This window comes from Sphingobium sp. EP60837 (assembly GCF_001658005.1).
In the GTDB taxonomy this organism is placed as follows: Bacteria; Pseudomonadota; Alphaproteobacteria; order Sphingomonadales; family Sphingomonadaceae; genus Sphingobium; species Sphingobium tyrosinilyticum.
Genome location: NZ_CP015986.1, coordinates 1,006,597 through 1,026,966, shown reverse-complemented (window position 1 = coordinate 1,026,966; position 20,370 = coordinate 1,006,597). Strand labels below are relative to the sequence as shown.

The following is a 20,370-nucleotide window of genomic DNA, read 5'->3' as shown; positions in this document are numbered from 1 at the left end:
TTCCACAAGCGAACTGAACCCCGTGTGATGCGGCGGTTGTGAAATTGTAAGAAACAAGGTTATAGGGCGTAGCTGACCGCCATGGCCACGATCCCCCCGCACGCTCCGACGCCCTTTCCTTGGGCAGATCTTGTCATCATCCTGGCGTTGGTGGCGCTGAACGGCGTCTTCGCCATGTCGGAACTGGCGATCGTCTCCGCCCGCCGCCCACGACTTCAGGCGATGGAGAAGGCGGGGCGGCGCGGGGCGCAGACCGCGCTGGCGCTCGCGAGCGATCCTGGCAAGTTCCTCTCGACCGTGCAGATCGGCATTACCCTTATCGGTATCGTCGCGGGTGCCTATTCGGGCGCGAGCCTGGGCGGGCCGGTGGGCGAACGGCTGCAGGGGCTGGGCCTGTCACCTAGCGGCGCGGCCAATCTCGGCTTTGCGCTGGTGATCGGCCTCACCACCTATGCTTCGTTGATCGTCGGGGAGTTGGTGCCCAAGCAATTCGCCCTACGCGCGCCCGAACCCATTGCGGCGCTGGTGGCGACGCCGATGCTGTGGCTGTCGAGGCTGACTGCGCCGATTGTCTGGGTGCTGGACGGATCGAGCGCGCTCATCTTCCGCCTGTTGCGGATGACACGCGAATCCGAGAGCCATGTGACGGCAGAGGAACTGCACCTGATCGTCGCCGAGGCGAGCCGATCGGGGGTGATCGAGGAGAGCGAGCGCGCGATCATCTCTGGCGTTGTCCGTCTCGCCGACCGGCCGGTACGCGAAGTGATGACCCCGCGCATGGACGTCGATTGGATCGACATCAGCGCCGACGACGAAACGATCCGCGCCCGATTGCTCGAAACGCCGCACACCAGACTGCCTGTGGGCCGCGGAACGGTTGAAGATATTATCGGCGTCGTCCAGGCGCGCGACATCATGACCGCGCTGTTCCGGGGAGATCGGCTCAACCTTGAAGCCCTGATGCGCCGGGTGGAGGTCGTCCCCGATCAGGTCGATGCGATGGATGTGCTGGAAGTGCTGCGCCGTGCCGATGTGCCCATGGTCATGGTTCATGACGAATATGGCCATTTCGAAGGCATCGCCACGCCCGCAGACCTGCTGTCCGCGATCGCGGGCCATTTCGCGTCGGATCGGGACGCCCATGATGAGCCCGATGTTGTCGAGCGCGAGGATGGCAGCTTGCTGGTGTCGGGGCAGATGCCGGTGGACCTGCTGGCGGACCGGATTGGGATCGACCTGCCGGAAGGGCGGGATTATGCGACCGTCGCCGGTCACGCTCTCTGGTTGCTCAAGCGATTGCCCGAGGTGGGCGATTTTATCGATGACCAGGGATGGCGGTTCGAGATCGTCGATATGGACGGGCGGAAGATCGACAAGCTGCTGGTGGCGGAGCGGTGACCACGCTGCCTGGCGATGCACCGGGCAACAATGGCAGCGCTATCCAAGCGCTAGAGCATCTCGTCCAGCAAGCCCTGTCCGGGCTGAACACCTCGCTGACGATTATCGGCCTGTGTGGCGCGCAAGGAAGCGGCAAATCCACGCTGGCACGCGCACTGAAGGAGCGTTTCGATCGAAACGGCGTGCCCACCGCGCTGCTGTCGATCGACGACCTTTATCGCACACGAGTTGAGCGTGAGATGCTCGGCCGCGCCAGCCACCCGCTGTTGCGCACGCGCGGGGTGCCGAGAACGCATGATATAGACCTTGGCCTTGGGATCATCGCGTCATTGGAGCGTGGGGAGGCGGCACCGTTGCCCCGGTTTGACAAGGCTGCCGACGATCGATTGCCGGACAGCGCGTGGGAAGAAGCAGCGCCCGGCACTCGGCTGCTGCTGTTGGAAGGCTGGTGCGTAGGCGCCCGCCCCCAATCAGAGGCAGACTTGGCTTCCCCCGTGAATCAGTTGGAGCGAGAAGAAGACGCAGAGGGCATCTGGCGTCATTTCGTAAACAGCGCATTGGCGGGCAGCTATCAGGCGCTGTTTGCCCGCATCGACCGGCTTGTTTTTCTCGCTGCACCAAGCTTTGATGTGGTCTTGCGCTGGCGGAATGAGCAAGAAGAAGAATTACGCGGCCGCGCGCCTTCACCAGGCGTCATGTCTGGTAAAGAAATTGCCCGCTTCATCCAGCATTATGAACGGCTGACTCGTCATATGCTTGATGACCTTCCCCGCTGGGCTGACATGGTCATAGAATTGGCGGAGGACCGGTCCGTCATAGCTATTCGCAATCGCGGCGGTTTGCTCTGAATTTGTCGTTCCGCAGGTTGGCGTGAGGCGTCTTTCCCTACTGCCGCATCAGGCGCTCAGAACAGGCTTCGACAGGTCAGCTCGAGCGATTCTTATTCACGGCTGCATGCTGTAAACGCAAGGGGCGCGGCAATCAGTGCCGCGCCCCTTTAGTTTCGGTGAAAGCCTGTTACTTGCCAGCAGCGGCCGGGCCGGTGGCGGGTGCGGCGTTGGCTGGGGCCTTGCCCGCGACGCTTTCCGCTGCATTGGTCGCGTTGCTTGCGGCTTCAGCGGGCGTGGCGCTCGCTTCCGCCGGTGCGGCGTCGGCGGCGGGCAGGGGCAGGTTCGAGCCCTGCGTGTTCAGCCAGGCGATGAGGTTGGCGCGGTCGGCGGGGTTGCCGAGGCCCGCGAAGGTCATCTTGGTGCCCGGCGCGAACTCACGCGGGCTGGTCAGCCAGTGATCCAGCGCCTCGAACGTCCAGTTGCCGCCCTTGCTCTTGAGCGCGTCGGAGAAGGCGAAGCCGCCCTTGCCCTGACCGATGCCCTCGCCAACGGTGGCGTAGAGGTTCGGACCGATGCCGTTGGCGCCGCCCTGGTTCACGGTGTGGCAGGCGGCGCACTTGGCGAACACCTTCTCACCGGCGGCCACATCGGCGCTGGCAAGCAGGGTGTTGAGGCCCGGACCAGCAGCTGCGCCGCCTTCGCCCTCGGCTTCCACGCCTTCGATCGCATAGCCCATCTTCTCAGGGCGTTCGTCATGGAAATATTTGGAGCTGACGATTCCGCCGCCCAGCGCAACGATCCCCGCAAACAACGCCCAGCCTGCAACGGTGTTGAAACGATCGGCCATTTCGCTTGGATTCCCTTGAATTTTGTTCTGGCGGCTTGGTTTCCGCGCCCCCTTTAGCGCGCTGCCATAATGGCGCAAGAGCGAACGCGCAAGCATGGTTGAACGCCCTGACGCCCGCTTTTGCAGGAGCGCTGCCCTGCGCATGCTTGCGCGCGTGCGAAGGAGTGCCTAAGCGCGCTCGCACCGATGGAAAACTATCCCGCCCCCGCCCGCGTCATCGTCGCGGACCTGGCCGCGAAGGCGGCAGCCGATCCCTCGCGCGCGATCGCCTATCAAGGCGCGCCAGGCGCCAATTCGCATCTGGCGGCGTTGGATTACGCGCCCGATTGCGTGCCGCTGCCCTGCTTCGCCTTTGAAGATGCGATCGATGCGGTGCGCAATGGGCAGGCCGCGCGGGCGATCATCCCGATCGAAAACAGCCTGCATGGCCGGGTCGCCGACATGCATTTCCTACTGCCCGAATCGGGGCTGCACATCATCGACGAATATTTCCTGCGCATCCGGCACTGCCTGATGGCGATCGATGACGCGCCGGTCAAAAGCGCGATGAGCCACCCGCAGGCGCTGGGCCAGTGCCGCCACTATCTGCGTGAGCGGGGCATCCAGCCGGTGGCTTATGCCGATACCGCAGGCGCGGCCGCTCTGGTCGCAGAATCAAAGAAGCCGGGGGAGGGTGCGGTCGCACCCTATCTCGCGGCGGAACTGTACGGCCTGAAGCTGGTGGCGGAGAATATCGAGGATAGCGACGACAATATGACGCGCTTCCTGGTGTTGTCGCGTGAGCCCAAGATGCCGGAACCCGGCGTCGGTCCGGTGATGACGACCTTCCTGTTCGAGGTGAAGAATGTGCCCGCTGCGCTTTACAAGGCGATGGGCGGCTTTGCGACCAACGGCGTCAACATGACCAAGCTGGAAAGCTATCAGCGCGGGGCGAGCTTCGCCGCGACCGAGTTTTTCTGCGACATCGAAGGGATGCCCGGTGATCCGGCGATCGACCGGGCGCTGGCGGAACTGGAGTTCCACAGCAAATGGGTGCGGATGCTGGGCAGCTATCGGCAGGCGCGGCCGCGCACTTGACGCGCCGATGGGGTGACGGGACGCGCCGCGCTCCTTATAGTTGGCGGTGATGGCCGCCGCGCTCCTCCTTTCTGCTCTCGCCATGAGCGCCATCGTGGGCGTGCGTTATCTGCTGACCAGCGGCGGCTTCGCGCTGGCGACGCATGTGCGCCAGCCCGGGCTTTACGCGCATCTTGGGGACCAGGTCAGGCGGGAGATCGGCTGGTCGCTGGCGTCCGCGCTGATCTATGGCATTCCGGCAGGTATTATAGCCTGGGGCTGGCAAGCGCAGGGGTGGACGCGAATCTACACGGACGTTCATGCCTTTCCGCTCTGGTATCTGCCGGTATCGGTGCTGCTCTATCTCGCGGCGCATGACAGTTGGTTTTACTGGACCCATCGCTGGATGCACCGGCCTCGCCTGTTCCGCATAGCTCACGCCGTCCATCATGCGAGCCGCCCGCCCACGGCCTGGGCGGCGATGAGCTTTCATCCCTGGGAAGCGCTGACGGGGGCGCTCGTCATTCCGGCGCTCGTCTTGCTGATCCCCATTCATGTCGGCGCATTGGGCGCGGTGCTGGCGATCATGACTGTCATGGGCGTGTCGAACCATATGGGGTGGGAGATGTTTCCGCGCTGGCTGGTGCAGGGGCCGGCCGGGCGCTGGTTGATCACGGCCAGCCATCATCAACGGCATCATGAGCTTTATAGCTGCAATTACGGCCTTTATTTCCGTGTATGGGACCGCCTGTGCGGGACCGATCGGGGGTTGGGCGACTTTGAAAAGGGGCGCGCATGAGGGCGAGATTGCTGTTTTTGGTTGCGATGTTGGTAACCCTGCCGGGCGCTGCTCCGGACAATCAGCCGCAGCCGCTCAGCATGGGCGTGCGCGACTTGCGATCGGGCAAGGGCAACCTGCTCGTCTGCATTACGCGCTCGCCAGCCTATTTCCCCGATTGCAGCCATGATCCTGACAAGCGGCACCTGACGGTCCCAGTGGCGTCAGGGGCGATCCCGTTGGGAGAGGTGGCGCCCGGCGACTATGCCATCGCCATCATCCACGACGAAAATGGCAATGGAAAGCTGGATACGTTCGCAGGCATCCCGCGCGAAGGCGTCGGCTTTTCCCGCAATCCCGCCATCCGCTTCGGCGCGCCCAGCTTCCGTTCCGCGCAGTTCCCGGTGGCGGGATCAGCGGTCAGGCAGGAAATAAAGATCAAATATTTCCTCTGATTGCCCCGAACTGGAACCGTAATGGCAGCGAAACATTCTAGGCTGCTGACTATTTCGTGGAACAGGGGATTTATGAACCATCGTCAAATTCTCGCTGCAGGGATAGCTTTCGTCGCCCTGAGCGCCGTTCATCCTGCCTTTGCTCAAGTAGAAGACAGCAATGTCCTCACCGTAGGTGTCGGTGCGGCAGTCATTCCCAGCTACGAGGGGTCGGACGACTATCGGGTGATCCCGGTTCCTCAACTGCGCGGGAAGGTCAGCGATTTCGCCTTCTGGACGCGCGGGCCCAGCCTCTACATCGACGCCATTCCCAATCGGGGCGAGGGCATAGATTTCCAGCTGGGGCCGGTCGCTGGCGTGCGCTTCGACCGATCCAGCCGCAAGAGCATCAAGGACGCCGCTGTCCGCGCGCTAGGGGAGCGGGACGTGGCGGTGGAAGTGGGCGGCTTTGTCGGGATCGGCAAGACCGGCGTCCTGACCAGCGATTATGACAATCTGTCCGTCCGCGTCGCTATCACCAAGGATGTAGCGGGCGCGCATGACAGCTATGTCGTCACCCCGGCGATCGAATATTTCGCGCCGCTATCGACGCGCAGCTTCGTCGGCCTTGGCGTGTCGGCCGATTATGTCGGCAAGAAATATGGCCGCTATTATTATGATGTCGATGCCGCCGGGGCGCTGGCGTCGGGGCTCCCCGCCTATTCGGCGGCGGGCGATAGCTCCGGCTTTAAGAAGGTCGGCGTGAACCTGACTGGCGGTTTGTCCCTGTCGGGCGACCTGCGCAAGGGCTGGGCCCTGTTCGCGCTGGGCGGCTATTCGCGCATGTTGGGCGACTATGCGGACTCGCCCGTGGTCAGCATCGCGGGATCGAAGAATCAATGGATGGGCGCGGTGGGCGTCGGCTATACCTTCTGATCTTGTGCGGACAGGGTGACGCCCCACATAAGGCGCTGTATGGAGGCGGCACCCAACCGCATGAAGGCAGGAGACGAAGACAGTGGCGACCCTTGGACTGAGTGATGGCGACAAGGAGGCGGTGGAGGCATTCCGCCGTGACGTGGTGGACCCGTCGCGCACCAGCCTCGTCATCGTCGATTTCTGGGCCGAATGGTGCGGCCCCTGCAAGCAGCTGACCCCCGTGATCGAGAAGGTCTGCGCCGACTATGCGCCCAAGGGCGTGAAGCTGGTGAAGATCAATGTCGATGAGAATAAGTTCATCGCCGCCCAATTCCGCGTGCAGTCGATCCCGACCGTCTATGCGGTGTTTCAAGGCCAGCCAGTCGCCGACTTGAGCCAGGCGCGGACCGAGGGACAGCTGAAGCAGTTTCTTGACCAGTTGCTTGCTCAGCTACCGATCGAATCGGATGAAAAGGCGCAGCTTCAGGAGATCGCGCCGCTGATCGAAATGGGCGAGGAAATGCTGGCGGGCGGCGAATATGATCGCGCGCTCTCTATATTTGAGCAGATTGGCGCGATGGCGCCGGACAATGCAGAGGTCGCCTCCGGCCATGCGCGGGCGCTGGTTGCGCTGGCGCGGCTGGACGAGGCTGAGGCGGTGCTGGATGCACTGCCCGCCGATGTGGCGAAGGATCAAGCGGTGGATCGCGCCCGCGCCGCCATCGCGCTCGCTCGCGACGCAAGGCCGGTGTCCGACCTGTCGGGCGTTGAAGCGAAGGTTGCGGCCAATCCCGACGATCATGAGGCGCGTTTCGAACTGGCGGGCGGGTTGATGGCCAATGGCGATCGCGACCGGGCGGCTGATGAACTTCTGGAGATCGTCCGCCGCGACCGCGCCTGGAATGACGGCGCGGCGCGCGCGCAATTGGTCAAGCTGTTCGAAGCCACGGGCCTTGAGGACCCTTGGGTCGCGGCGCAGCGCCGGAAATTGTCGCAAATCCTCTTTTCCTGACGGCTCCCCCAGTGAACCGCGCCCGCGTCTCCATCTTCCCTTTGTCGGGCGCGCTGCTGCTGCCGGGCATGGACCTGCCGCTGCATATATTCGAGCCGCGCTACAGGGCGCTGATCCACGACGCGATGGCGCGCGACCGCCGCATCGGCATGATCCAGCCGCGGGAGAAAGGGCCCAAGCCGCCGCTGTTCGACGTCGGCTGCCTGGGCCATATCAGCGAGATCGAAGCGCTGGAGGACGGCCGTTTTAACATCATCCTTAAGGGGCTGGCGCGCTTTCGCGTGATCCGCGAACTGGATGTCGCCACCGCCTTCCGCCAGATTGAGGCGGACGTCGAACAGGCGCCGGAGGATGAGGTGCTCCATGCCGTCGAACGCGCGGCGCTGGAGCAGGAGGCGCGGCGCTTTGCCGATGCGCTGGGCTATGTCGTCGATTGGACCGCCGTGTCGCGGCTGGACGATATGTCGCTCGTTAACGGCATCGCCCAGATCGCTCCGTTCGATCCCGCCGCCAAGCAGACGCTGCTGGAGGCGGACACGCTGAACGAGCGGTCGGAACGGATCATCCAGTTGATGCAGATCGTCGGCCGGATCGAGCGCAATGGCGGGGCGACGATGCAATGAGTGCGGCGCTGGACCCGTATCTCTTGTCCAAGCTCGTCTGCCCTGTGACGCGCACGCCGCTGCGTTGGAATGCGGAGCGGGATGAACTGGTGTCGGACGCGGCCGGTCTGGCCTTTCCGGTGCGCGACGGTGTGCCGGTGTTGGTGGTGCGCGAGGCGCGACCGCTTTAACTTTCGTCATCCCCGCTTTCGCTGGGGTGACGGTCTAGGGGTAGGATCGAAAAAAACCGGCCCGGCGAACCGGACCGGCCTTCCTTCGCGACCCGCAGGAGCTTTCAGAATTTAAAATCCAGTCGAGCGTAATAATAGCCGCCTGACGTGCTGTAGGGGCCGTGACCATAATAGCTGTTATAGGCGCCAGCGCCGTTCTGATAGGGCGACACGCCGACCGGCACTGTCACGCCCTGCAGCAGCTTGGGCACTTCGGGCCGCTTGTTGAACAGGTTGTTCGCTCCGACCGAAAATTTGACGAAGTCGGTGAAGTCGTAACCCACTTCCAGATCGGTGATCGCCGTCGCCTTGACCACGCCGTTGAAGTAGAGCTGGTTAGCGCCGCCTGCGCCATCGGCGATCAGGAAGCCGCCCTCCGGTATCACGATCGATCCACCCGCGGTGGACGTGAAGGCGGGACGCACCAGCACGCTGGTCTTGCCGTAGAAGGTTTCACGCAGGTTCAGCGAGAACTTGCCGCTCTTAAACAGGGCATTGGCCACAACCTTATAGTCAGGGTTGGATCGTTCGATATTGCTTTCCGACGCGGCGTTGAAGATCGGATAGCCGACCTTGTTGTCGGTGATCTTCGTCTTGTTGTAGTTGGCGGTCAGCGATAGGTTGAGCGAGCCGAAGTCCAGCGCGACCGGATAGGTGGCGGAGAAATCGATGCCCCAGGTGCGGGTGTCGATGCCGTTGGTGAAGCTCGACACACCGATCGTGCCGTTGGTGAAGAGCGCGCTATCAAGCACGATACCTGCGGCGCTGAGCGCGTTCAGGATGTCGGCTGCCCCCGGCTGAACCACGCCGTTCAGCACCGCGTTGCGCGCGGCCGTTCCGGTGATGCGGTCCTTGATCTTGATGAGGTAGCCATCGATCGTGATCGCCAGCTTCGGCACCGGCCGCAGCACGATACCAGCCGAGAAATTCTTCGACTTTTCCGGCTTCAAAGGACCAAAGCCGAGCAGCGCCGCGGCGGGTGTGCCGGCGGGCAACTGGGCGACGGCACTGGTCGGGCCGACATTGATGGTCGAATATTTCTGTTCGGCGAGAGTCGGTGCGCGGAAGCCTGTACTGACGGTGCCGCGGATCGCGATGGCGTCGGAGAGGTCATAGCGCGTCGTGGCTTTCCAGATCGCCGTATCGCCGAAGTCCGTATAATCTTCGTAGCGTCCGGCAAGATCGACGCTCCAGCCCTCAACCGGTTCAGCGATCAGGTTCAGATAGGCGGCCTTGGAGCTACGCTGGAAGTCGCCCGCGTCGGTCGCCTTGTAGCCAGGGAAGGATTGGACGCCGGTCTTATATGTCGAAACCGCGTCGCCCTGAAGGATCTCATATTCGTCCTTCCGATATTCGCCGCCAAAGGCCAGCGTTAGCGGGTTGGCCATCCCGACTTCGAATTCCTTGCGGATGTCGGTGGTGATGGTCGTTTGGGCCAGTTTGAAACCGCCGTCATAGGCGCTGCTGGGCGTAATGGCGCGGGCTACGCCGCCCGCTGCGAAGCTTTCCTGCCAGAGTTCGCGATGCGCGGACTGTTCGGTGTAGATGCTGTCCTTCTGTGCGCCGTAGGTGCCGCTGATGTCATAGTTCCAGCCCCCGCCGAACTCGCCCTTCGCGCCAATCGTGAAGCTATATTCGTCCTCGACCACATGCTGCAGCGGGACCATGCCCCATACGCCCGTATCGCTATAGCAGATGTTGGGATTATAGGGCGCGGTCGTTACGCTGCCGCCCAGATTGCCGGTTTCGTAGCAGATGCGCTTGGGATGGCGGTAACCTTGCCTTGCCCAGCCTTCGCGGCGGGCGTAATCGCCGAAGCTGTAAAGTTCGACGCCGCCAAAATCATAGCCCATATTGTAGAAGCCGAGCGTCAGCTTCGTGCGGGGCTGGCCGCCGTTGATGCCGGCCAGCGCATCGCCGGCCAGGTTCGACCATTGCGCGGGCGTGTTAGATTGCAGCGTGCCGTCGGCGCGCGTGATCTGCACCTGGCCGGTGCCCACCGTGGTATAGTCCTGTCGGCGGTGGAACAGCGTCAGGTTGAAGAAGCCGTCTTCGCCGAGCTTGAAGCCCATATTGCCGGAGGCGGAGAAAAGCTCCCCTTCGCTATCATAATATTGGCCGCCGGTGACCTTGAAGCTGCCGCCCTCATCTTCGTCCTTCAGGATGAAGTTGATGACGCCCGCGATCGCATCGGTGCCATAGACGGCGGCCGCGCCTTCCTGCAGCACTTCGACGCGGGCGACGGAATCCGGCGGGATGAGGTCGATGCTGGGCGCGGCCGAACCCTGGAACGCGCCCGAGATCACCTGAAGAATGCCGTTGCCATGACGCCGCTTGCCATTGACCAGCACCAGCGTGTGGTTGGGGCTAAGGCCGCGCAGGCGGGCGGACAGCGAGAAGCTGGAAAGGTCGGTGCCCTGCGTCTGCGCCGTGAAGCTGGGGACGATCTGGGTCAGCACCTGGTTTAGATTGGGCTGGCCCACATGGCTGATCGCCTCTTCGCTCAGCACCTGGACAGGGGCTGCGGCTTCGGCGGCCTGCATGCCGACCGCGCGGGTACCGGTGACGATGATCGCACCGCCGTCATCGGCCTGCGGCTCTTGCGGTGCTTCTTGCGCAATGGCGCAGGCGGACCATGAGGACGCCAGAATAAGAGAAAGTCGAAGAGCGGATAGTCGTTTCATCTATTGCCCCCTGATTGTTGATTTATCGTGCAGTGGGAAAGACGAAGGGCCGCGGATTAGCCGCTATTGCAGCGCACAATGAGCTGGTTGAGAAACGCGCAATTTGCCGGCGCATTTTGCATGCAGGGAGGATGGCGGATTTTCTGCCGCCATACGTCTGCTGGTTCTTCGTGGTAGAGTGGACTCAGGACGCCAGCGCCGCGTCGATCAGATCGCGACCTTCCTTGCTGTTCCAGTCGAGCGCCCCAACCACGCGGGCCATCTCCTTGCCTTGCGCGTCGTAGAGCACTGTCGTCGGCAGCATGCCGGTGGCATAGTGAAAGCCGAACTGATTTTCCGGGTCGATCCAGCCCTTAAGGTGGGGCAGCTCGTGCTTCTGGAAGAAAGCCTTCACCGCGCTCTCACCTTGGCTGTCCTGCGAGATGGTGAGCACGGCCAGCCCCTTGGCCCCATAATTCTTCGCGACCGCGTCCAGCGTCGGCATTTCCGCCACGCAGGGCGCGCACCAGGTTGCCCAGAGATTGACCAGCATCGGCTTGCCCACGAAATCCTTGAGCGTCGCATCCGCGCCGTCCGGTCCAGCAAAGGTAAAATCGGGGGCGGGGCTCCCCGCCTTCGATCGGTCGATCGTATAGCTGAATTCACCCTTGCCGCTTGTCGCAGGCTCCTTGGCCTCGCCGCTGGCCGCCGGGACTTCGGCGCTGCTATTTGCTTGACCTTGCCCCGGAGCCGGTGATTGCCTATCGCACGCGCCGAGGCCAGCCAGCAGGAGCAGTGTCATTACGCAGGGCAAGGAAGTTCGCACGGGGGACGGCTCCAACAGCATGTGGGGCGGGCGCTTTGCGGCCGGCCCGGCTTCGGTCATGCGCGAGATAAATGCCTCCATCCCATTCGACAAGCGATTGTGGAAGCAGGACATCGCCGGGTCCAAGGCGCATGTCGCGATGCTGGCCAAGCAAGGCATCGTCAGCGCGGAAGACGCGCAGGCGATCAGTGGCGGACTCGACACCATCGCGGCCGAATATGAAGCGAGCGGCGTGCCGGTGAATCTGGACCTGGAAGATATTCACATGGTCACGGAGTCGCGCCTTGCCGAACTGATCGGCCCGGCCGCCGGACGGCTGCATACGGCGCGCAGCCGCAACGATCAGGTGGCGACCGATTTTCGCCTGTGGGTGCGTGACGCCATCGACGAGGTGGAGGCGGGACTGGAGCAGTTGCAGCAGGCGCTGCTCGCCCGGGCTGAGGAGCATGACGATGCGGTGATGCCGGGCTTCACCCATCTCCAGTCGGCACAGCCGGTGACGTTGGGCCATCACCTGATGGCCTATCGTGAGATGGTCCGCCGCGACCGCAGCCGCTTTGCGGATGCGCGTGCGCGCCTCAACGAATGCCCGCTGGGCGCGGCGGCGCTGGCCGGGACGGGCTTCCCGATCGACCGCCACGCAACGGCGGCGGCCTTGGGCTTTGCCAAGCCGACCGACAACAGCCTGGACAGCGTGTCGGATCGCGACTTCGCGCTCGACTATCTGATGGCCGCGACCCAGTTGGCGCTGCACCTGTCGCGGTTGGCGGAGGAGTTCATCATCTGGGCAAGCCAGCCCTTCGGCTTCATCAAGCTGCCCGACGCCTATTCGACCGGCAGCTCGATCATGCCGCAGAAGCGCAATCCCGATGCCGCCGAACTGGTGCGGGGTCATGCAGGACGGATCATGGGCTGCATGAATGCGCTGTGCGTCACGATGAAGGGCCTGCCGCTTGCCTATTCGAAGGATATGCAGGACGATAAGCCCCCGGTGTTCGAAGCGCATGACCTGATCGGCCTATCGATCGCGGCGATGACCGGCATGATCGAGACGGTGACTTTCCGCACCGACCGCATGCGTGCGCTGGCGGAGAGCGGTTTTGCCACCGCCACGGACTTGGCCGACTGGCTGGTGCGGGAGGCGAACGTGCCTTTCCGCGAAGCCCATCATATCACCGGCCGTGCCGTCGCGGCGGCGGAAAGCGCGGGCACGCCGCTCGCCGACCTGCCGATCGAGACGTTGAAAGCCATTGACCCGCGCATCGATGAGCGCATCTATGCAGTGCTGACGGTCGATGCCTCGGTCGCCAGCCGCAAGAGCCATGGCGGCACCGCGCCCGATCAGGTGAGGGCGCGGATCGCGCAGGCGCGGAAGGAGAAGGCATGAGGATTAGCCTCGCCCGGGGACTGGCGCTTGGTGCATTGGCGCTCGCCCTGGCATCCTGTGGCGGCCGTCAGCCGTTGAAACCCGTCGCGGGGCAGAAGATGCCTGCCGTGCCGGTAGGCGCCGCCGCCGCGCCCACCGCGCAGCAACTCATGACCCCATCGACCCAGGCGCGGCCCGAGCGCAACGTCGAACTGCTCACCCAGTCGCAGCAGCGCAAGGATGATCCGTTCGACCTGCCGCCTGAAAGCCAGCCCCGATAAGACCCGCTAGGACAAAGAAGCCTTGGACCATTTCGACTATGTGAACGGCGCCATGCATGTGGAGCAGGTGCCGATGGCACAGATCGCGCAAGCGGTCGGCACGCCCGTCTATATCTATTCCACCGCCACGCTGACGCGCCACGTCAATGTCTTTCGCGACGCGCTGTCGCAGCTTAGCGACCCGCTGATCGCCTTTGCGGTGAAGGCTAACCCCAATGGCGCGGTGCTGGCGACCCTGGCGAAGCTGGGGCTGGGTGCGGACGTGGTTTCGGGCGGTGAGCTTCTGCGCGCGATCGCGGCAGGCATTCCGGCGAACCGCATCGTCTTTTCCGGTGTCGGCAAGACGGCCGAGGAAATGCGCCTCGCGCTGGAGCATGGCATTTTCCAGTTCAACCTGGAAAGCGAGCCGGAAGCGGAAATGCTGTCCGAAGTCGCGCTGTCGATGGGGAAGAAGGCGCCGGTTGCTTACCGCATCAACCCCGATGTCGATGCAGGGACCCATGCGAAGATCTCGACCGGCAAGTCTGAAAACAAGTTCGGCATCCCTTATGATCGTGCGCTGGACAGCTACGCCGCCGCGCGCGATCTTCCCGGCCTGGATGTGCAGGGCGTCGCCGTTCATATCGGCAGCCAGCTGACCGACCTGACGCCGCTGGAAGCCGCTTTCACCAAGGTAGGCGCGCTGATCGAGCAGCTGCGCGCCGCGGGTCATGCGATCCGCACCGCCGATCTGGGCGGCGGCCTTGGCGTGCCCTATGATCCGTCGCTGCCGATCCCGCCGCTTCCGCAAGCCTATGGCGAGATGGTGACGCGTGTGACCCAGGGATGGAACGTCCGCCTGATGTTCGAGCCCGGCCGCGTCATCGTCGGCAATGCGGGCGCGCTGCTGTCCCGTGTCGTGCGGGTGAAGCAGGGGGCGCAGGCGCCTTTTGTCATCGTCGATGCGGCGATGAACGATCTGATGCGTCCCAGCCTCTATGACGCCTGGCACGACATTCGCGCAGTCGATCCGGTGGGACGACGGGCGACCGCCAATGTGGTCGGCCCAGTGTGCGAGACGGGCGATACCTTCGCGATGCACCGCGACATGGATGTGGTGCAGGCGGGCGATCTGGTCGCCTTCATGACCGCAGGCGCTTATGGCGCAACCATGGCCGGGACCTATAACAGCCGTCCACTGACGCCCGAAGTTCTCGTTTCCGGCGACAAATGGGCCGTGGTCCGCGCGCGGCCGCCGATCCAGGCGCTGATCGAAGCGGATAGCATCCCGGATTGGGTCAAGGACTGATGAAGAGCCTGCCCGTTTTCCTGGCGCTGACGGGCAGGGCCGTCATCCTGACTGGAAAAGGGGAAGCGGCGGACGCCAAGCGGCGTCTGCTCGAACGCGCGGGCGCGCGCATTGTGGGTGAGGGTGATGAGGCCGCAATCGCCATCGTGGCCGATGGCGACGACGCGACGGTCGCCCGGCTCAAGGCGCGGGGCGTGCTGGTGAACGCTACCGACCGCCCTGACCTGTGCGACTTTACTTTGCCTGCGATCATCGATCGTGATCCGGTGCTGATCGCCATCGGTACGGGTGGCGCGTCGGCGGGGCTCGCCAAGGCGCTGCGCCAGCGGATCGAGGCGCTGCTGCCGCAGAAGCTCGGTTCGCTTGCCACCGCGCTTTACGATGCCCGCGCCGCGATCCGCGCGCGCTGGCCCGATGCGAGCGCGCGCCGCCGCGCGATCGACGCTGGGCTGGCGGCTGGCGGGGTGATCGATCCCATGCGCGACGATGCGGCGGACCGGGTGCCGTTGTGGCTGGCCGAGAAGGGCGATGCGGCCGCCTCTCGCTTCATTCACATCTCTCTATTGTCCGGCGAGCCTGACGACCTGACGCTGCGGGCCGCGCGCCTGCTGGGGGAGGCCGACCGCATCTATCATGCACCGGAAGTGCCGCCCGCAATTCTCGACCGCGCCCGCGCCGACGCTGCGCGCATCCGGGCGGCCGCGCCGCCGGCCGATCCGGGCGAAGGTCTCTCGCTCTGGCTGGAACTACCGCGATGAGCCGGGTCTTCGTCAATGAGGGCGGCCATGCCCGGGAAATCACCCTCGACGCCTTTTGCGCGGAGGCCGATCATGCGACCTTCAGCTGGATTCATGCCGACGGCTGGCGGGAGGATGCGCGCGACATCGTCTCCCGCTGCGATCACATGCCGGAAGCGGCGCTCTCCGCTCTGCTGGCGCAGGAAACACGGCCCCGTTGCACGCTGATGGCCCATGGTGCGCTCATCAACCTGCGCGGGCTGGGGAGTGAGGATGACGCTTCCGGCGATCCGCTGGTGTCGATCCGCCTGTGGGCCGAACAGGCGCGCGTCATTTCGGTCAGCTACCGTCCGCTCGCCGCCTTCGAGCCTGTGATGAAGCGCATGTTGGCAGGTACGATCCACGACCCCGGCGATTTGATCGCAGCCTTCGCGCAGGAAATCACCGAGGCGCTTGATCCGGAGATCGCACAACTGGGCGACAATCTGGATGAGATTGAAAGCACGCTGAGCGACACCGGGTCGCCCGAGGTGCGGCGCGAGGTTTCGGAGATCCGCGCCACGGCGATCAGCTACCGCCGCTTCATCGCGCCCCAGCGGCAGGCGCTCGAACGGCTGTCGGCCGCCGATGCGCCCTGGCTCCACGCAGACGACCGGCTGCATCTGCAGGAAGCGGCTGACCGTTGCGCCCGCATGGCCGAGGAACTGGAGGCGGTGCGCGAACGCTCCGCGCTTGCGCATGAAGAACTGACCGACCTGCGCGCCGAACAGATGAACCGGCAAGCGCTGATCATTTCCGTCGTGGCGCTTGTCTTCCTGCCGCTGACCTTCCTGACCGGCCTGCTGGGCATGAACGTGAACGGCATCCCCTTCGCCCATGAAGCCTGGGCCTTTTGGGGCGTGGTGGCGGTATGTGTCGCGATGGCGGCGGGGATTGGCGGCTGGTTCGCCGCAACCCACTGGTTGAGGCGCTGACCTTCAGTTCCGGCTGGCGCTCAAGCGCGCAATCTCCTCGTTCAGCGCCTGGATCGACGAGACCAGGCGCGCCCTGTCGGCTTGCAGTTCCTGAAGCGCATCGCGCGTCTCGCCCAGTTCCACGGCGCGCCGGGCGATGCGCGCGTCCAGTTCCGCATTATGTCGGGCAAGCGCGCTCACTTCGTCTGCGCGTTGGCAGAGATGGCGCAGCCGCGCGTCCAGCACGTCAAAGTCGAACGGCTTGGTGATATGATCGTCGGCCCCCGCCTCCAGCGCTTCCACCACGCTGATACTGTCCTGGCGCCCGGCGATCATGACGAAGCTTGCCTGGCCCGCCAGCCCTGCGGCACGGATTTTCCTCATCGTCGCGATGCCGGGGAGGATGACCAGGTTCATGTCGATCATGATGACATCGACGGGACGAGCGAGCAGGCAGTTCAGCGCCAAAAAGCCGTTTTCCGCTAGGGCGACGTCATAGTTCAGGTGCGACAGCCGGCGCGCCATCACCGCGCGGGCGGTGTCATCCTCATCAATCAGCAACAACCGGCGGCGGCGCTGCGGAACGCCCGTCCCGATATTGTCGCTGTTTGCGCTCCGCCGGACGGCATTGGGCTTGAAAAACTGCATCGCGTGCATCTCCTGCACAGCTTGATCTAGGATAACTGCGCAAAGAAATGGTTAATGCGCGCTTGCCTGTGGCCGCGCTTCCCCATCAGGCGCGTAGGCGCGCAGGAAGCAATCGACGGCGAAGGCGACATCCGTCTGGATCTGCTCTGCCGTGGGCGGTTCGCTATTGCCCCAGATCATCTGCTGGTGGCAGCCCGACAGGGTCAGGACGACCAGGGTCCTTGCCGCCAGTTGCGGATCGGTGCGCCGCAATTGCCCTCGCTCCATCCAGCCCTCCAGAAACCGCGCGAGCAGATTGCGCGTGTGGAGTGGCGCTAGTTCGAGGAAGATAGCGCCCATTTCGGGGAAACGGCTGGCTTCCGCGGCGACGAGCCGGTGCAGCGCGATCGCTTCGGGCGACGTCACCTTGCGCAACAAATCATGGCTGAAGCGAAGGAGGGTCGGCTCAAGCTCTCCGCGCGGATCGAGCAACTGGATCAGGCTGGCATGATAGGTTTCCGTCGCATCACGCAATACCGCGGCGAACAATTCCTCCTTGCTCGGGAAATAGCTCCACAATGTCCCCTTCGATCCACCCAGATCAGCAGCGATTGAAGACATGGTCGTGGCTGCATAGCCATTTTCCAGGAACGATCGCCGCGCCACCGCGATTATAGCGCCGCGACGGTCACGTCGGCGCGCTTCGCGGCGGGACATCAAAGGGGTGTCGGTCGATTCTGTCATAAAAGCGTACCATAGAGTACGATATTTTTATTGACAAGGCTCTGTAGCAGGAGCAAGGGCATTTTTCATACCAGTTAGTACGGTTTATATGTCCGTGAGTCGTTTCATCCCTTCCTTGCGTACCGGCGCTTCGGCAGCGGCGATGCTGGCCTTGGCCGCCTGCGCGTCGGTGCCCGATCTTGGTTCCAAGCCGACTCCCCGAACGGCACAAAGCGTCGCGGCGTCCCAGACCTTGGGGCAGGGCAGTGCCCTCTGGCCTGAGGAGGGTTGGTGGAAGGTCTATGGCGATCCCCAACTTGACGGCCTGATGGAAGAGGGGCTTGCTGCCTCGCCCGATATGGCGGCCGCCGCCGCTCGTTTCCGCCAAGCGTCCGCCGCCGCACAGCAGGCTGGAGCGCCGCTCCTGCCGTCGGTCGATCTGAAGGGATCAGCCGCTGCGACCAAGCAGAGCTATAATATGGGCTTCCCCAAGGACTTCGTGCCCAAGGGATGGCTTGGCACCGGGCAGGTTGCGCTGGATTTCAATTTCGACCTCGACCTGTGGGGCAAGAACCGCGCGGCGTTGGCCGCAGCCACTTCGGAGGCGGAGGCGGCGCGCATTGATGCGCAGCAGGCGCGGTTGGCGCTCACCACCGGGGTTGCAGACGCCTATGCCGATCTCGCCCGGCTTTACGACCAACGGGCGATTCAGCAACGGGCGCTCGATATCCGCGCCGCCAGCCAGAAGCTGGTGACGCAGCGGCAGCGCAACGGCCTCGAAACGCGCGGCAGCGTACGGCAGGCTGACGCGACGGTCGCTTCTGCGCGGGCGACGCTGGCTGGCATAGACCAGTCGATCGCGGTTCGCCGTCATCAGATCGCGGCGTTGATCGGCGCGGGTCCTGATCGGGGGCTTGCGATCGCGCAGCCTCGGCTGGGCAACCTCGCTCCACTTGGTCTGCCGGCCGACGTCACCACCAACCTGGTGGCGCGCCGTCCCGACATTGCCGCGGCGCTCGCCCGTACGGAGGCAGCGGCCAAGCGCATCAAAGTGGCGCGGGCGGATTTCTTCCCCGCCATCAGCCTGAGTGCACTCGTCGGCGTCCAGTCGCTGGGATACAATACTTCCTTCCTGGACCAATCTGCATCAGGCCCGCGTTCCTTCCTCGACACCTTGTTCAGTAAGGATTCGCTGTTCGGCACAGTCGGTCCGGCGATCAGCCTGCCTATCTTCCATGGCGGTGAACTCAGAGGTCGCTATCGCGGCGCTCGCGCGGCCTTTGACGAAGCGGTGGCCAACTATGACAAGACCGTTTTGGGCGCCTATCGGGAAGTGGCCGATGCCGTCACTAGCCGCCGCATCCTCGACCAGCGGCTGACGGAAGCGCGCGCGGCGTTGGCGGCGTCGGCAGAAGCCTATGCGATCGCGCAGAAACGCTATCGCGGCGGCCTGTTCACCTATCTCGATGTGCTGAACGTCGAAGACCAGCTGCTCGCGGCGCGTCAGTCCGTTGCGGAGCTGGAAGCCAGCGCCTTCACGCTGGACATTGCCCTCATTCGTGCGCTGGGTGGCGGCTTCGCCGCCAGCGGCACTTCGTCCAAGGACCTCTCCAATGGCTGATGCAGCCCCCGAATTCACGTCCGAAGCCGGCACGGTCGATAAGAGCGCGCGGATGGAACAGCGCAAGAAATGGCTGGTCCGCCTGGGTTTAGCCGTGCTCATCCTCGGGGCCGTCTATGGCCTTTGGTATCTGTTGGTCGGCCGCACGTATGTCGGCACCGACAATGCCTATGTGAATGCGGAAATCGCGCAGGTCACACCGCTCATCTCCGCGCAGGCGATCGAGGTGCGGGTGACCGACACGCAGGCGGTGAAGCGCGGCGACATATTGGTGCGGCTCGACCCGACCAACGCGCGGATCGCCATAGCGCAGGCGGAAGCGGACCTTGCCGAAGCGCGCCGCCGTTTCCGCCAGACAGCAGCAACCAGCACCTCGCTCGCCGCGCAGGTTGACGCGCGGGGAGCCGCTATCGCTCAAGCGAACGCTCAACTCGCAGCCGCGCAGGCCGACTATGACAAGGCGCGCATCGATCTGCAGCGGCGCGAGGCGCTTGCGCCCCAAGGCGCAGTGTCGGGCGATGAGGTCACCAGCGCGCGCAAGGCTTTTGCCTCTGCACGGGCGGGGCTGGCGCAAGCGCGGGCAGGGGTGGCGACAGCCAAGGCGACCCAGGGCGCGGCAGAAGGGGAGCTGGCGGCCAATGATGCGCTGGTGCGCGGATCGACGATCGAAACCGATCCCGCCGTACTCGCCGCCAAAGCGAAACTCGAAAATGCACGGCTGGATCTTGATCGCACCGTGATCCGTGCGCCCATCGATGGCGTCGTGACGCGCAGACAGGTGCAGGTCGGCCAGCGTGTGGCGCAGGGCAACCCGATCATGAGCATCGTTCCGCTTGCCCAGGTCTATGTCGATGCCAATTTCAAGGAGCGGCAGCTGCGTCGCGTCCGCATTGGCATGCCCGCAACGGTGGTGGCGGACATCTACGGCGGCGACGTCGTCTATCATGGCAAGGTCATCGGTTTCTCGGGCGGCACAGGCTCATCCATGGCGCTGATCCCGGCGCAGAACGCGACCGGCAACTGGATCAAGGTGGTTCAGCGCCTGCCGGTGCGCATCGCGCTTGATCCCAAGGAACTGGCCGCACATCCGCTGCGCGTGGGGCTTTCGACCGAGGTCGAAATCGATCTGTCGGGCGATTGAGGAGCCGTGCGGTGACCGGCGCGGCCGAAACCTTTCCGC

The 20,370-nt window shown here is 64.1% G+C and carries 21 protein-coding genes; 16 read left to right on the top strand and 5 right to left on the bottom strand.

What is annotated here, in order from left to right:
* Positions 1 to 81 precede the first annotated feature (81 nt).
* Both EP837_RS05005 and EP837_RS05000 read left to right on the top strand, forming a co-directional pair.
* Positions 82 to 1,398 (top strand): hemolysin family protein, encoded by a 1,317-nt coding sequence (locus tag EP837_RS05005; protein WP_066524987.1) that lies wholly within the window; start codon positions 82 to 84, stop codon positions 1,396 to 1,398.
* Positions 1,395 to 2,246: a kinase gene (locus EP837_RS05000; RefSeq protein WP_443019126.1), complete on the top strand. Its 852-nt coding sequence runs from the start codon at positions 1,395 to 1,397 to the stop codon at positions 2,244 to 2,246. The genes EP837_RS05005 and EP837_RS05000 overlap by 4 nt, the downstream gene beginning before the upstream one ends.
* A gap of 169 nt (positions 2,247 to 2,415) precedes the next feature.
* Here EP837_RS05000 and EP837_RS04995 read toward each other — a convergent pair whose 3' ends face one another.
* Complete coding sequence (locus tag EP837_RS04995) at positions 2,416 to 3,075, bottom strand: c-type cytochrome (RefSeq protein WP_066528735.1); 660 nt, start codon at positions 3,073 to 3,075, stop codon at positions 2,416 to 2,418.
* Positions 3,076 to 3,261: 186 nt separating this feature from the next.
* On the opposite strand from EP837_RS04995, the gene EP837_RS04990 reads away from it, so the two are divergent.
* The 7 genes from EP837_RS04990 to EP837_RS20380 all read left to right on the top strand — a co-directional run bounded on the left by EP837_RS04990 (position 3,262) and on the right by EP837_RS20380 (position 8,066).
* A complete protein-coding gene (locus tag EP837_RS04990) occupies positions 3,262 to 4,152 on the top strand; it encodes a prephenate dehydratase (protein ID WP_066528734.1) in 891 nt (296 codons plus the stop codon).
* A gap of 49 nt (positions 4,153 to 4,201) precedes the next feature.
* Positions 4,202 to 4,930 carry a sterol desaturase family protein gene (locus tag EP837_RS04985; protein WP_066528733.1) on the top strand — a complete coding sequence of 243 codons (729 nt, stop codon included), beginning with the start codon at positions 4,202 to 4,204 and terminating at the stop codon, positions 4,928 to 4,930.
* Positions 4,927 to 5,364, top strand: coding sequence for a DUF2141 domain-containing protein (locus tag EP837_RS04980; protein ID WP_066524985.1), 438 nt, complete (start codon positions 4,927 to 4,929; stop codon positions 5,362 to 5,364). Before EP837_RS04985 ends, EP837_RS04980 begins: the two co-directional genes overlap by 4 nt.
* 72 nt (positions 5,365 to 5,436) lie before the next feature.
* Positions 5,437 to 6,279, top strand: a complete 843-nt coding sequence (locus EP837_RS04975) for a MipA/OmpV family protein (RefSeq protein ID WP_066524984.1) — start codon at positions 5,437 to 5,439, stop codon at positions 6,277 to 6,279.
* 82 nt (positions 6,280 to 6,361) lie between these two features.
* Complete coding sequence (locus EP837_RS04970) at positions 6,362 to 7,273, top strand: tetratricopeptide repeat protein (protein WP_066524982.1); 912 nt, start codon at positions 6,362 to 6,364, stop codon at positions 7,271 to 7,273.
* Between the two features lie 11 nt (positions 7,274 to 7,284).
* Entirely contained in the window at positions 7,285 to 7,896 is a 612-nt protein-coding gene (locus EP837_RS04965) for an LON peptidase substrate-binding domain-containing protein (RefSeq protein ID WP_082919549.1), read from the top strand.
* Positions 7,893 to 8,066, top strand: coding sequence for a Trm112 family protein (locus EP837_RS20380; protein WP_082919548.1), 174 nt, complete (start codon positions 7,893 to 7,895; stop codon positions 8,064 to 8,066). Before EP837_RS04965 ends, EP837_RS20380 begins: the two co-directional genes overlap by 4 nt.
* Before the next feature lie 104 nt (positions 8,067 to 8,170).
* Here EP837_RS20380 and EP837_RS04960 read toward each other — a convergent pair whose 3' ends face one another.
* The gene (locus tag EP837_RS04960; RefSeq protein WP_066524980.1) at positions 8,171 to 10,789 is read right to left on the bottom strand and encodes a TonB-dependent receptor plug domain-containing protein; all 2,619 of its coding nucleotides are present in this window, start codon (positions 10,787 to 10,789) and stop codon (positions 8,171 to 8,173) included.
* 184 nt (positions 10,790 to 10,973) lie between these two features.
* Positions 10,974 to 11,570: a TlpA family protein disulfide reductase gene (locus tag EP837_RS04955; protein ID WP_066524978.1), complete on the bottom strand. Its 597-nt coding sequence runs from the start codon at positions 11,568 to 11,570 to the stop codon at positions 10,974 to 10,976.
* A gap of 43 nt (positions 11,571 to 11,613) precedes the next feature.
* On the opposite strand from EP837_RS04955, the gene argH reads away from it, so the two are divergent.
* The 5 genes from argH to EP837_RS04930 are packed head-to-tail and all read left to right on the top strand — an operon-like array spanning position 11,614 to position 16,240.
* The gene (gene argH / locus EP837_RS04950; protein ID WP_066524977.1) at positions 11,614 to 12,981 is read left to right on the top strand and encodes an argininosuccinate lyase; all 1,368 of its coding nucleotides are present in this window, start codon (positions 11,614 to 11,616) and stop codon (positions 12,979 to 12,981) included.
* Positions 12,978 to 13,241: a hypothetical protein gene (locus EP837_RS04945; RefSeq protein WP_066524970.1), complete on the top strand. Its 264-nt coding sequence runs from the start codon at positions 12,978 to 12,980 to the stop codon at positions 13,239 to 13,241. Before argH ends, EP837_RS04945 begins: the two co-directional genes overlap by 4 nt.
* Before the next feature lie 22 nt (positions 13,242 to 13,263).
* Positions 13,264 to 14,529 (top strand): diaminopimelate decarboxylase, encoded by a 1,266-nt coding sequence (gene lysA, locus EP837_RS04940; protein WP_066524967.1) that lies wholly within the window; start codon positions 13,264 to 13,266, stop codon positions 14,527 to 14,529.
* On the top strand, positions 14,529 to 15,287 hold the full coding sequence (locus tag EP837_RS04935) for a precorrin-2 dehydrogenase/sirohydrochlorin ferrochelatase family protein (protein ID WP_066524964.1): 759 nt from the start codon (positions 14,529 to 14,531) through the stop codon (positions 15,285 to 15,287). Before lysA ends, EP837_RS04935 begins: the two co-directional genes overlap by 1 nt.
* Positions 15,284 to 16,240, top strand: a complete 957-nt coding sequence (locus EP837_RS04930; RefSeq protein ID WP_066524962.1) for a zinc transporter ZntB — start codon at positions 15,284 to 15,286, stop codon at positions 16,238 to 16,240. Before EP837_RS04935 ends, EP837_RS04930 begins: the two co-directional genes overlap by 4 nt.
* Before the next feature lie 3 nt (positions 16,241 to 16,243).
* On the opposite strand, the gene EP837_RS04925 is transcribed toward EP837_RS04930, so the two are convergent.
* Complete coding sequence (locus tag EP837_RS04925; RefSeq protein ID WP_066528730.1) at positions 16,244 to 16,867, bottom strand: response regulator transcription factor; 624 nt, start codon at positions 16,865 to 16,867, stop codon at positions 16,244 to 16,246.
* Positions 16,868 to 16,918: 51 nt separating this feature from the next.
* Positions 16,919 to 17,590: a TetR/AcrR family transcriptional regulator gene (locus EP837_RS04920; RefSeq protein WP_082919546.1), complete on the bottom strand. Its 672-nt coding sequence runs from the start codon at positions 17,588 to 17,590 to the stop codon at positions 16,919 to 16,921.
* Between the two features lie 88 nt (positions 17,591 to 17,678).
* On the opposite strand from EP837_RS04920, the gene EP837_RS04915 reads away from it, so the two are divergent.
* Positions 17,679 to 19,190: an efflux transporter outer membrane subunit gene (locus EP837_RS04915; protein ID WP_066524960.1), complete on the top strand. Its 1,512-nt coding sequence runs from the start codon at positions 17,679 to 17,681 to the stop codon at positions 19,188 to 19,190.
* Positions 19,183 to 20,331 (top strand): EmrA/EmrK family multidrug efflux transporter periplasmic adaptor subunit, encoded by a 1,149-nt coding sequence (locus EP837_RS04910; protein ID WP_066524957.1) that lies wholly within the window; start codon positions 19,183 to 19,185, stop codon positions 20,329 to 20,331. Before EP837_RS04915 ends, EP837_RS04910 begins: the two co-directional genes overlap by 8 nt.
* Positions 20,332 to 20,370 lie beyond the last annotated feature (39 nt).